The sequence below is a fragment of the Streptomyces sp. YS-3 genome (genome assembly GCF_045257485.1).
In the GTDB taxonomy this organism is placed as follows: Bacteria; Actinomycetota; Actinomycetes; order Streptomycetales; family Streptomycetaceae; genus Streptomyces.
In genome coordinates this window covers 1-11,863 of sequence record NZ_JBJHPC010000188.1, presented here as the reverse complement: position 1 = coordinate 11,863, position 11,863 = coordinate 1, and the positions used below count along the sequence as shown (strand labels likewise).

At 70.1% G+C, this 11,863-nt stretch carries 12 protein-coding genes; 5 read left to right on the top strand and 7 right to left on the bottom strand.

Annotated elements, in window-relative coordinates; translation table 11 throughout:
* The first annotated feature begins 128 nt into the window (after positions 1–128).
* Both ACJA3G_RS17350 and ACJA3G_RS17345 read left to right on the top strand, forming a co-directional pair.
* Positions 129–1,247 (top strand): fatty acid desaturase family protein, encoded by a 1,119-nt coding sequence (locus ACJA3G_RS17350; RefSeq protein WP_406553902.1) that lies wholly within the window; start codon positions 129–131, stop codon positions 1,245–1,247.
* Positions 1,248–1,393: 146 nt separating this feature from the next.
* A complete protein-coding gene (locus ACJA3G_RS17345; RefSeq protein ID WP_406553901.1) occupies positions 1,394–1,573 on the top strand; it encodes a hypothetical protein in 180 nt (59 codons plus the stop codon).
* Positions 1,574–1,826: 253 nt separating this feature from the next.
* On the opposite strand, the gene ACJA3G_RS17340 is transcribed toward ACJA3G_RS17345, so the two are convergent.
* The 4 genes from ACJA3G_RS17340 to ACJA3G_RS17325 form a co-directional block, all read right to left on the bottom strand.
* The gene (locus tag ACJA3G_RS17340; protein ID WP_406553900.1) at positions 1,827–2,354 is read right to left on the bottom strand and encodes an SAM-dependent methyltransferase; all 528 of its coding nucleotides are present in this window, start codon (positions 2,352–2,354) and stop codon (positions 1,827–1,829) included.
* A gap of 262 nt (positions 2,355–2,616) precedes the next feature.
* The gene (locus ACJA3G_RS17335) at positions 2,617–3,651 is read right to left on the bottom strand and encodes a hypothetical protein (protein WP_406553899.1); all 1,035 of its coding nucleotides are present in this window, start codon (positions 3,649–3,651) and stop codon (positions 2,617–2,619) included.
* Positions 3,652–3,823: 172 nt separating this feature from the next.
* Positions 3,824–4,084: a hypothetical protein gene (locus ACJA3G_RS17330; RefSeq protein ID WP_406553898.1), complete on the bottom strand. Its 261-nt coding sequence runs from the start codon at positions 4,082–4,084 to the stop codon at positions 3,824–3,826.
* 247 nt (positions 4,085–4,331) lie between these two features.
* Complete coding sequence (locus ACJA3G_RS17325) at positions 4,332–4,892, bottom strand: PadR family transcriptional regulator (RefSeq protein ID WP_406553897.1); 561 nt, start codon at positions 4,890–4,892, stop codon at positions 4,332–4,334.
* A 263-nt stretch (positions 4,893–5,155) separates the two neighbouring features.
* On the opposite strand from ACJA3G_RS17325, the gene ACJA3G_RS17320 reads away from it, so the two are divergent.
* Entirely contained in the window at positions 5,156–5,926 is a 771-nt protein-coding gene (locus tag ACJA3G_RS17320) for an alpha/beta fold hydrolase (protein WP_406553903.1), read from the top strand.
* A 16-nt stretch (positions 5,927–5,942) separates the two neighbouring features.
* On the opposite strand, the gene ACJA3G_RS17315 is transcribed toward ACJA3G_RS17320, so the two are convergent.
* Positions 5,943–6,542 (bottom strand): class I SAM-dependent methyltransferase, encoded by a 600-nt coding sequence (locus ACJA3G_RS17315; RefSeq protein WP_406553896.1) that lies wholly within the window; start codon positions 6,540–6,542, stop codon positions 5,943–5,945.
* A gap of 315 nt (positions 6,543–6,857) precedes the next feature.
* Between ACJA3G_RS17315 and ACJA3G_RS17310 the strand changes: the two genes are divergently transcribed.
* The gene (locus ACJA3G_RS17310; protein WP_406553895.1) at positions 6,858–7,268 is read left to right on the top strand and encodes a roadblock/LC7 domain-containing protein; all 411 of its coding nucleotides are present in this window, start codon (positions 6,858–6,860) and stop codon (positions 7,266–7,268) included.
* A gap of 120 nt (positions 7,269–7,388) precedes the next feature.
* Complete coding sequence (locus ACJA3G_RS17305; RefSeq protein WP_406553894.1) at positions 7,389–8,552, top strand: DUF6397 family protein; 1,164 nt, start codon at positions 7,389–7,391, stop codon at positions 8,550–8,552.
* 59 nt (positions 8,553–8,611) lie between these two features.
* Here the strand turns inward: ACJA3G_RS17305 and ACJA3G_RS17300 are convergent, their stop codons facing one another.
* Both ACJA3G_RS17300 and ACJA3G_RS17295 read right to left on the bottom strand, forming a co-directional pair.
* A complete protein-coding gene (locus ACJA3G_RS17300; protein WP_406553893.1) occupies positions 8,612–9,766 on the bottom strand; it encodes a hypothetical protein in 1,155 nt (384 codons plus the stop codon).
* A 147-nt stretch (positions 9,767–9,913) separates the two neighbouring features.
* The coding region (locus tag ACJA3G_RS17295) for a discoidin domain-containing protein (RefSeq protein WP_406553892.1) at positions 9,914–11,863 on the bottom strand (1,950 nt) is incomplete at its 5' end.

Here is an 11,863-nt window from a genome sequence, read left to right as displayed (position 1 = left end):
ACCCCGGCCCCGGGACAGCCCCCCGCTCGGTCCGGGTGGTGGCGCCATGGCGGCAGGGGCCCTCAATTTCCTACGTTCTATGAGGTCAGCGCAGGTGACTGCGGTGGACCAGCGACCGGAGAACGACCATGCCCCAGGCCATTGCGAACGCCACGAGCACCCCCGTGCTCGCGCCACCGCGCCCCGCCGAAACCTCCGGAGGGACCACCGACGGGGGCGCCGCCGGAGCCCTCACCGCAGGGAGGGGAAGCGACTTCGCGCCCCTCCTCAAGGTCGTAAGGGGGCAGGGGCTATTGGAGCGGCGCACCGGCTGGTACGCGAGGGGCATAGCCGTCAACCTCACCGCCCTCGCCGCCACCGTGACCGCGATGGTCCTCACCGGCGACACATGGTGGACCCTCCTGTATGCCGTGCCGCTCGCGGTCCTCTGGGCCCGGACCGCCTTCTTCGGCCACGACGCCGGCCACGCCCAGATAACCCGTGGCCGCCGCGCGGGCCGGGTCCTCGGCCTGCTCCACAGCAACCTGCTGCTCGGCATGAGTTACGCCTGGTGGAACGACAAGCACAACCGCCACCACGCCAACCCCAACCACGTCGACAAGGACCCGGACGTCGGCGTCGGCGCGCTCGTGTGGACCGAGAAGCAGGCCGAGCGCCGTGAGGGCTTCGCGCGCTGGCTCACCCGCAACCAGGCCCTGGTGTTCTTCCCGATGTTGCTGCTCGAAGGCATCGCCCTGAAGGTGTACGGATTCCAGGACCTGCGCAGGCAGACCCGGCGGGAACGGATGGTCGAGGGCGCGCTCCTCCTGGTGCACCTGGGTTGCTACGCCGGCCTCCTACTGAGCGTGCTCTCGCCGGGCAGGGCGCTGGTCTTCGCACTGCTGCACCACGCCCTCTTCGGGCTCCATCTGGGAATGACCTTCGCCCCCAACCACAAGGGCATGGAGATGCCCGACGCCGACGACGACGGCTGGGGCCATCTGCGCCGCCAGGTCCTGACCTCGCGCAACGTACGCGGCGGACTGCTCACCGACTGGTTCCTCGGCGGACTGAACTACCAGATCGAGCACCACCTCTTCCCGAATCTGCCCCGTCCCCACCTGCGACTCGTACAGCCACTGGTCCGTGCCCACTGCCGGAGCCTCGGCATCCCGTACGCCGAGACCTCGCTGATCGACTCCTACCGGCAGGCTCTGCGGCACATGCACGCGGTCGGAGCGCCGCTGCGGCGAGGCGCAGCGGCGTAGATGCCGCGTACCTGCCGCATAGTGGAGGCAGACGGCCGACAGTCGGGGACAGAAGCCTGTGCTCCGGGTCGGGAACCGGATGACGCGATCGCGCGTTCCCTGGACAGAGAGCGACGGCAGCAGCCGCCGCGAAGGAGGCGACGGACATGTCGAAGCGCGTGATGATCGCCGTCGGTGGAGTGGCGGTGGGACTCGTCCTGATCCCGCTGATCGGATTCCTGCCGGCACTGCTGGTGCTGATAGGGCTGCCCATCGTGGGATATCTGTTGCTGGACCGCAGCCAGCGGCGCAGGCTGCGGCACATCACCCGCAAGGAGCTTCACTGACGGGGGCCGAGCGCTCGTATGGCGGAGCCGGTCCTAGGGCCGAGCCGGTCGTGGCGCTGAGCCGGTCCTAGCGTCAACCCGGACTGTGGTGCCGCCTGCTGTGACGCCAGCTCCGGCCTCGGCGCGGCTGTCGGCCCGGCGCAGGTCCTGGCGGCCCGGACTTCGGCTCTGACTGTGGCTTCGGTCCTGACTGAGCTTCGGTCGTCCTGGCTGCGGCTCCGGCCCTAACTGGGCTTCGGCCCTGACGGCGGCTTCACTCGTCGAGGCCGCCCCCGGACCCCGGTTCACCCGCGTAGTAGTCCCGCATCAGCGCCCTGGACCACTCCGGCTGGACGATTTCGCCCCGAGGGCCGAACTCCGTCAGGTACGGCTTGATGTCCAGCACCGGAGTGCCGTCCACCGCGTCCAAGCCGGTGACGTGCACATCCAGGCCGTCCACCTTGATGACACGGCAACGCGAGACGCCTAGCCGGTTCGGGCGGTTCTTGCCCCGCTGGGCGAAGATCCCGACCAGCGGCCAGTCCGGATTGCCGCGCGGGCGGCGCGCACCCGTCTCGACCTTCTCGGGCGCCGCCCGGTCGAAGTGGAACACGACCTCCAGATGGGAGAAGTCCGTCAGGCCGAAGAGCGCCTCGGGACCGAACCGTTCGGCGTCGAGCCGGATCACCGCCGACTCACCGCCCCAGTGATCATCGGTGATCTCGGCCCGCCCGCCGACCACCCGCCCCACGGCCCGGCACACCACTTCGACGCCTTGCTCGTCGGTTCCCGCGTCCGCCATGTCTGTTCCTCCCGTATCCGATTCAGTCTCGTAAGCGGCTGCCTTGACTGACCGAGGTCCGGCCCGCTTCGGAGTGCCGCCGAAGTCAGCCTGTCTGGGAGCACTCGCGCGCGCAACGGGCAAAGGCGGCCACGTCAACGGCAACGGCAAGGAGCCGCAGTGGCCACAGGGGTTGTGGCTGGTCGCAGCGGTCGCAATGGTCTCAGTGTTGGCCGATCCACATGGGCAGGGTTGGGTTGAGGCTGGATCGGCTCGGCGGAACTCAGGAAGGGCGTACGGCCATCGCGTCCAAGGCCTGCAGCAGCCCCGGCAACTTGGGCCCACGCCCCACCGGCACCACCTCGCCCGGTTCATCGTCCAGCAGCACGAACGCGATGTCGTCGGTCCGGGCGACGATCGACCAGCCGGGACCGTCGGCCCGCAGCATACGCGCGCCACCCGGTGCGAAACTCGACCGGACACGCCCGAGCGGGGGAGGGGAGTCGAGGTACTGCCGTACCTCGGCGAGCACTTGCTCCACCCGCACGCTGAGACCGCCAGGCGCGAGGGCGGAGACGGAGTCGTCGGGCGAGTCCGTCGTGGTCGGCCCCTCCGGGGCACCTACAGCCTCCGATTCGTCGGCCGTCGCCCCAGTAGTAGCCGTCGTCGCGGACGCCGCAGGCGGGGAATCCGCAGTATCTTCCGATTCGGCGGACGCTTCCGTGGCCACGGAGACCACGTCGTCCCCGCTGCTTCCGCCCTCTCCCTCGTCCTCGTCCTGATCCTCGCCGTCGTCGGTGATCTGGCCCCGCCACATCGCCCACTGAAGGGCGACCTGGTCGGCGCCGAGGCGCCGCTGAGCCGAGCCCCACACGCTTGTGTCGGGCGGCGAGAGCGGTGGACGCAAGGAGCCGTCCTCGTCCGGTTCCGGCTCCGGATCGTGCGGAGGCGCCACTCCGGGCGCGGCGACGGCCAGCTCCAGCGGCCAACCGGGCAGCGCGGCGACCACCGTGCGCTCGTCCGGCGACAGGTCGTACTCCATCCCGCAGTCCCACGACGCGATCGCCACCGCGACCAGCGAGACGTCGTCGACGATCACAGTCCAGCGGGCGCCGCTGCCGTCCTGGCCGAGGACCAGGCCGTAGCCGCCCGGGTACGGCTCAAGACCGAGGGCCGCACACGCCTCCGGGAAGTCGTCACCGAGCACGCTGGGGAACTGCGCGGGCGTGAGCAACACCGCCGTGAGCACATACAGCGCGTCGTCATCGACCGCGTCGGCTGCGGCTGTGGCCGCTGCGGCCTCGTCCGTCCCGGTCACGGAACCCTCCCCTTCGGATCGCTCGTCGGCGCACCATAACCAGTGGGTAACCCGATCGTCGAGGGTTTGCGGCAGCGGAAGATCCCGAAGGGACCGGAGGGGTGGGGAGGTCGTGTGAAGCAGCCCGGATCGCGCGCGCCTGATTCGGCCGCCGGGGTCGGCCTGTGCGGAGTCAGGCGACCGGCAGCCCCATCAGTGAACGCGCGACGGTCTGGGGTGACTCGTCCCGCTCGCGCGCCAGCGCGATGAGCGCCCGGCACGCCAGCTCCCGTACCCCGAAGGACATCGCCTCGGGCGACACCCACCCACCCGCTTCCTCCAGCGCCTCTTGATCGTCTTCAGCACAGGCGGCGACGTACGTAGCCGCAGCCTCGAAGAGGTTGTGCTGCCGCGCGGGCTCGCGCTGTTCCGGCTTCCGGAGTCTGCCGAACATACGAAACATCCGGACCCGCCTTCCCCGTAGATGTGCTCACCGGGTAGAAACCAACGTTCCTTTCTCAAGCTAGAGTTGACCGGCTGGTAACAGATAGAGGTCGGAACGGGTCGATTGGCGCGAACAGTCGATCTGAAACGTCAACTCACACCGCCGACGCGTGCCGTGAACGGCTCGCGAGCGGTACGAGCCGTGCGACCCCGACGCGCTGTTCGCGACGCGGTCACAGTGCCCCGAGTGGACGCCTCTATGCGCCGTTTACGTCGGTCGCGCCACCCGGCGTGGGTGCCCCGAGCGACCGGAGCGTGGCCCGCAGCCACTTCAATTCCGCCGCACTCGTGGCCCGGGCCACGGTGAGGATCCCCTGCCGGAACGGGTCGTCCAACTCCTCCGCCCTGAGCGGACGTTCGCCGTCGTAGAAGAAGCTGGCGGGTTCCTCAAGGAAGCGCAACCGTCGCCGCAGCACCTCGGCCTGCCGATCGGGCTCGGGCAGGTGCCGCAGGAACGCCAGCAAGGTGAACCACCGGTTCTCGTCCGTGATCTCCACCTGCTCGGGCTCCGCGAGCCGCCGCACCAGCTCCGCCCTGCCCTCGGCGGTGAGCGTGAGCATGTGGCGGGGAGCCGCCACCGCCCCGGGCTGCGTCTCCCGCGCGAGCAGTCCCGCCTTCTCCAGCCGCTTGATCGCGGGGTAGAGCGTGCTCTCGGCGACCGGCCGTACGTGTCCGGTCAGCGCGGTGATCCGTTTGCGCAGCTCATAGCCGTGCAGCGGCGCTTCGTACAGAAATCCCAGGATCGCGAGCTCAAGCATGCCCGCATTCTGCCGCATGAGCGGGGTACATCGTGTACGTAGTACCTCGACATCGATGTATAGTCCGGCTTCGAAGCAGAAGCAGCAGGCACATCGGAACGGGGGACGGAACCGTGCGGCAGACGGCATTCGACGAGCAGGGCAGCAAGATCCGCTGGACCGAGTCGGAGGGACTGTGCGCGGAACCCCGGCTGCACGGCGACCGGCGAGACGCCACCCCAGCGGACGCGAGCCGGGACGTGAGCCGGGAGGTGGGTCGGGAGGTGAGGCGGGGAGCGAGCCGCGACAAACCCGGCGCGCGAGTGGTTCAGCCGCCCGTCGTGTACGTCCACGGGCTCGGCTCGGCCTCAACCGTTTACCACGCCCACGTCGCCGCCGACCCGCGTCTCGCCACCCGCAGACAACTCTTCGTGGACCTTCCCGGGCACGGAATCAGCGACCGCCCGTCCGGCTTCCGTTACACCCTGGAGGACCATGCGGACGCCCTCGCCGCCGCCCTCGATGCGGCAGGGGCCGTAGGTGCCGACATCGCCGGGCACAGCATGGGCGGCGCCGTGGCCATCGTTCTCGCGGCCCGCCGTCCCGACCTCGTATCCCGGTTGGTGCTCACGGAGGCCAATCTCGACCCCAACCCGGTTCCGAAGGCCGGAAGCAGTGGCATCGCCTCCTACAACGAGGACGCCTTCGTCCGCGGCGGCAGTTTCGCGGCCGTCCTTGAGCGCGTCGACCCGCTGTGGGCGGCGACGATGCGGCTCGCCGATCCCCTCGCACTCCACCGCACCGCCGTCGGCCTGGTACGAGGCACCCGGCCCACCATGCGCCACCTTCTGATGAGCCTGCCGATCGACCGCACCTACCTGGTGGGTGACGTCGACAACGACCTCCCCGGCCGTGCGGAATTGGCCGCGTCGGGTGTCCGTGTCGAGGTGGTACCAAACGCAGGCCACAACATCATGTTCGACAACCCCCAGGCCTTCATCAATGCGGTAGCGGGCGAGGCGCCCAGGGTGACGGCGGACGCGTACAAGTCGTAACGGGACCCCGCTCCCCCTATCCCTCTCGCACCGCCACCGCCAGAAAGCGTGCGTCCTCGTCCACATACGACACCATTCGCCATCCGGCCCCCGCGAGCAGTGGCCGCAACTGCGGCTCGGCCCGGAGGTCGTCCGGTGTGATCTGCCTCCCGTGGCGTGCGGCGAGGGCCGCGCGGCCGATGGGGTGGAAGAGCGCCAGTTTCCCGCCGGGGCGCACCACTCGGGCCAACTCCCGCAGGTTCTCCGCTGGTTCCGGCAGATGCGAGATCAAACCGGCGCCGAACACCGCGTCCAGTGCCGCGTTCCGCAGGGGCAGCCTGGTCACGTCGCCGAGCACCAGGGATCCGGCTCGGCCGCGCCCGGCCCGCACCGCTGCTTCGAGCATCTCCGGCGTCAGGTCGACGCCGAGTACCGTGCCACCTGGCCCCACCGCGTCCCGAAGCGGAGGGAGCGCGCGGCCCGTACCGCACCCGGCGTCGAGCACGGCCGCCCCGGTGTGCAGCCCCAGCTCCGCGACCGCCGCCGCGTACGCCGGCCCGTCGTCCGGGAAGCGGCTGTCCCAGTCCGCCGCCCGGGCACCGAAGAATTCCTGAACGTGCATCTGGTCATCGGCCATCTGCCCATGATCCCCCACAGGTACGAACGTTCCGCTGCTGACGTGCGTGGCTGCGGCAAGTCCTTGGTGCGCGCGGTGGAACCGGACTCCTCACTACGCGCGCGATGAGCACGCCCGCGACGAGCACACTCGCGACGCTACCCGCCCCGCCGCGCCGAGCACGCAGGGGATGTTTACACCGCCCGTTCCTCGACTTCGCCGGACGCGCCTTGTGGTTACCGTCGGGAACCCCTGCTTGCCCCCATGCGAACCATGCGTAAGGCTTGCCGCAGACCTGGGGGAAAACGGGGAACACATGAGCGGGGTGAAGGTGTCATGGCACTGAACAAGGAACTCGACTGGCTGCTCGACGACCTGACCAAGCGGGTCGAGCACGTACGCCACGCCATCGTCCTGTCCAACGACGGTCTGGTCACCGGTGCGAGTGCGGATCTGCCCCGCGAGGACGCGGAGCACCTGGCCGCGGTCTCCTCCGGCCTGCACAGTCTGGCCAAGGGGTCCGGCCGCCATTTCCGGGCGGGCGGGGTGCGGCAGACGATGGTCGAGTTCGACGAGGCGGTCCTCTTCGTCACGGCGGCGGGCGACGGGAGTTGTCTGTGCGTGCTGGGCACGGCGGAAGCCGATATCGGCCAGATCGCCTACGAGATGACACTGCTGGTGAACCGGGTAGGCGAGCACCTCGGCGTGGCGGCGCGTCGCCCCGGCCCTCCGGTCACCGGCATCTGACCAGCGGCTTTACTGAGTCTGCGTTCCGCTGGGGGAAGTTATCCACAGGCCCAGCGGGATGTCGGCGCGGAGGGTTACGGTCGTCACCGAGAGTATTCACCACTCGCGGGGGAGGACCTCATGACGACCACGGCCACGACTACGACCACGGCGGCTGAAGTAGGCGGAAAGACAGTTGCCTTGGGGCGGGCCGCTCAACAACTGCTCCTGAAGCGGGGAGAATTCGAGCTGGCTGTCCAGCTCGGCCATGTCCGGACCGTACGGGAAGGGCCGGGTGCCCGCCCACGGGTCGCGCAGGAAGAGGTCGAGCGGATCCGCTCGAACGACGGATTCCCCGAAACGCTGCGTGAACGGGTACGTGTGGTGGGCACGGCCGAGGCGTCGCAACTTCTCGGCGTTCCCTCCCACCGTTTCACGCGGCTCGCCCGCGGCGGCCACTTCACTCCGGTCAAGTGCTACCTCAACCGCTACCGGGCCGTCGTCTGGCTCTACCTCGCCGAGGAAGTGATCGACCTGGCCCTTCGGCACCCCGAGTTGATCAACGATCGGCGGTTGCCGAAGGAGACGCTGGTCCGGCTGGGAGCGGGTGAGGACCGGCGACCGCGCAACTGGCGCGGTCGCCGCGCGGCCATGCTGCTGCAACAGACCGATGACCCCTGGGAGCGCGCTGCGGGCATCGCCTCGTTGCTCGACCCCGCGCACGTGGCGGAGGTGGTCCCGGACCCGCGTGAGCGCGCCTACCTGATCCGCCTCCGGCCGGAACCGGTCCGGGCCGGCCCGGACTCGCCCGCCGCTCGCGAGATCATCGAAAGGCTGCAACAGGCTCAGGATCTGGACGAGGTCCTGTGGTACCGCATGGACCTCACCCAGCATCTGGGCGTCGCCCGCTCGATCCGCCCGGCACCGCGACCGGAGGACAAGCGCCCCGCGTTCGATGTGGTCGGCGCCGCGCGCCCGGTCCTCATCCCCGGCCCGACGTCGGCTCCCACGTCGGCTCCGACGCCGGCTTCGGCCTCGGCTTCGACTCCGGCTGTGGCTCCGGTGCCGGTCCCGGTGCCAGTGCCGGTGGAGCCCAAGGCGAGCGCATTTGGGCAGAGTGCATACACGCAGGTCCGGGCCCGGCCCGATGGGAGGCGACTTAAGCCCGTCCCGGCCGAGCGGCCGGAGATCGGAGAGCCCAGGCAGTCGCAGGGCCCCGGGGCCGGTCAAGGAAGGCTCAGGCGCGGCCTGGCACGTCTGCGGCGGCCCAGGTCGGTCGCCCGCTCGTCGGCCACCGCGCCCTGACCACGGCGGTAGCGATGTCGAAGCCAGAGTGCCTCAAGAGGGCCGGGGCTGCGGTCCGTTCAGCTCTGCACCGCGCGCTCAGCGGTCGCCGGAGGCCGCCCTCGCCGCCCGTGGCCGCGCTTGCGCCTGCGGTCCCGCTGCGGCCACAGCAGGACGTACGCCGTGGAGACCACGACGAACGCGAGACGTATCAGACCCCGGGCCGAGTCGTCCGGGACCACGAAGACACTTCCGTACAGCGCGATCAGCGCGAGCCAGCTCCACCACGGCACCAGCCGGCGCTGGCCGATCACATCCCACAGAAGGGTGCCCAGCAGGACGGACGCCGTGTAGTACGTGTAGACGCTCGGGTCGAGGACGATACGGGCATTGGCGCCCAGCAGCACCACCGCCGTCCAGCGTTGGCGCCAGACGGCGATGCCTCCGAGCAGCAGACTCAGCGCGGCCTGGGCGGGCCGGTCCCAGCCGGGGGTCTCGGCGTCGCCCACGCCCAGCCAGCGCAGCGCCGAGGCAGGCTGGTTGGGTATCGCGAAGCCGGTGGCGGCGAAGCTGTCCGCGTTGCCTATGAAGAACGGCAGCCAGGCGACGGCGACGAGCCCCGCGCACCACAGCCCGGCACGCAGCCACGACTGCCGGGGCAGTGCGAAGAGCAGCATGGCGAAGCCCAGAGCGGTGGGTTTGGAGTCCATGGCCAGGGCGAGCCAGATACCGGTCCCGGCCGCGTTGCCACGGGTGACCGCCCGGACGGCGAGGGTGGTGAAGAACAGGGCCAGTACGTCGTCGAGGTGGCCGAAGCGGACCGAGACCTCGATCCACATCGGGATGAAGGCCAGGCCCGCTATGAGAACGCGCTGGCGAAGGCGCTGATGGTTCGTGCCCGTGCCCAGGAAGTGCCAGGCGGCGCTGCGGCCGACCAGCACCACGATCACCAGACCGAGGACCGACATCAGCGCCGCGGCGAGGAACTGCCCGGTGGAGTCGGGAAACGGGTTGAACAGCCCGGCGGTCAGGAAACTGACCGGCCCCATCTGGAGTTCGGGGTGGTGGGCGTAGAGGTTGAGCCCGCCGTCGCCGGACGGCCCCTGGTAGATCAGCTCCCCGCCGGTGCGCAGGTAATGCCAGGAGAAACCGCCGTTCGGCTCCACCACGGCGAACCACACGGCGGTCCACGCGGTGAGCAGCACGAGGTGCATCCGCTGACTGATGGCCGGCACGTTCGTTCAGCTCCTGTTTCCCCGCCGGGTACGTCGATGGCTCGCAGGGGCCTGCGGAGCCCGGCAGGGAAGACGGGAGTGCGGCGCTACTCGTTCATCGGAGGACGCAGGTGTGCTTCCCCCCACACCCGAAGGGTGACGAATGGGTCAGCTCACGCTGATCATTTTGGCGACGCTCGGTACGCCGTCCGCATTGAGGGCGAACAGCAGGTAGGTGCCGGGGAGCACGACGCCGGGATCGCTGGGGATGGCGAGCTGGTAGGAGCCTTCCCCCGTCTGCCGGAATGTCAGAGGCACCCGGCGCTGGTCGTTGTCGGTGGAGTGGGTCGCGGCCCCGGAGCGCACCAGGGCGAAGGCGCTGACGGCCGAGCCGGTGGAGACAGGCAGCGTCGCGCCGAGCGCCACATGGGCCGGCGGAGTGGTGGTGATCACAGGCCGGGTCCGTTCGGTGCCGTCCGGTTTCAGCAGGTACGGCGGGGTGAAGATCGCGCCGTTGAGATGGTTGGTCGCGCAGTCGCCGCACAGCCCACCGCCGCCCGAGAAGATGCGCCCGTCGGGCAGCAGGTTCGCGGTGCTGTGGTACGTGCGGGGTACCGCCATGGTGGCGAGCGGGGTGAAGCGGCCGGTCGCCGGATCCCAGATCTCCGGGGTCATGACCGACGTGGCGTCGCTGAACGGGACCGGGGTCTCCTGGCCGCCGAAGACCGCGACCTTTCCGTCGGGCAGCACCACGCTGTTGCTGAATGCCCGGGCGGCGGCCATGTCGCCGGTGCGGGTGGCTGTGGGCCGGCCCCCTCCGTTGAGGTCGACCGTATAGGCCCGGCGGGTGGCGGGGGCGTTCTGGTAGGCGGTGGCGCCGCCCAGAGTGAGCAGCTTGCCGATGTCGTACGAGACGGCGTTGCCGTTCATCGCGTCCGGGCTGTCGGCCCGGGTGCCGGCGGGGGTGATGGTGCCATCGCCGTCGGTGGTGATCCAGTTCATCTGCTTGCTGGGGCCGAGCTGGAGGACACGGCCCTGGGAGGTGGCGTGCAGCCACATGTGGTTGTCGGCGCGGTAGGGGCCGGCGGGGTCGGCGGTCATCGCGCCCTCGACCTTTACTCCCGGCAGTTTGCGCCAGGTGTGGGTGGCGGCCGACCACACCTCGCCGTCCTTGGGACCGTCCCCGCCGCTCCACGACCCGCCGAGGACGAACGCGTCACCGTTGGAGAGGAGCGTCATCGCCTGGTAGCCGCGGGTGATGTTCATATCCGCCGTCGAGGACCAGGAGTCCGTGTTGGGGTCGTAGATGCTCGCCCGGGACGCGTTGCTGCCGCCCGTGACCAGTACCCGGCCGTCGGCGAGCATGGCTATGCCGGGGCAGAACATGTCGTGGCCGGTGTTGTCGACGCGGCGCTGGGTCACGCGGCCGGTGGTCAGGTCCATGATGGCCGTCTGGGTGTAGCCGTTGCTTCCGCCGAACCGGTCGACGGCGTACGCCGACCAGGCCAGCAGCTTGTTGCCGGGCAGTACGGCCGTGGCGACCGGGACCAGGGGAAAGCCGGTGACGGGACCCCAGGAGCCCCCGACAGAGGGGTCGCTGGGGCCGCTGAGCCGGATCTCGGCCGCCGAGCTCCATGTACCCCGCTGTCCTGCCTCGCTGAGGGCGATGAGTCGGACATAGCGGGCCGAGACGGCGTGGGTGAAGGGGGCGGTCTTCGCGGTCGCGTCGTCCTTCCAGTGGCCGCTCGCGACCGGCGCGTCGAACGAGACGCCGTCGAGGCTGGTGGAGACCGCATACGTCCCGATGCGGCCATTCACGCCGGTCTGACGCGGCTGATAGGTGAGCGCGGAGACGGTGGTGGTTCGGTGCATGTCGATGACGAGGGCATGCGGGAACCGCGCGGTCTTCGGGGACCATCTGCTGTGCCAGTAGGTGGCCGGATCACCGTCCAGAACGTTCGAGGCACGGTCGTTCTCCTTGGCCGTCTCCTCGTCGCTCGCGGAGGCCGTCCAGCCGTCGACCGGCAGGAAGGCGGTGGAGGGTGCCGGGAGGCCGGGGGCGCCCAGAAGGCCGACATCGGCTGCGGAAGCCAGGGGGGCGGGCGCGGCGCCGGGGGA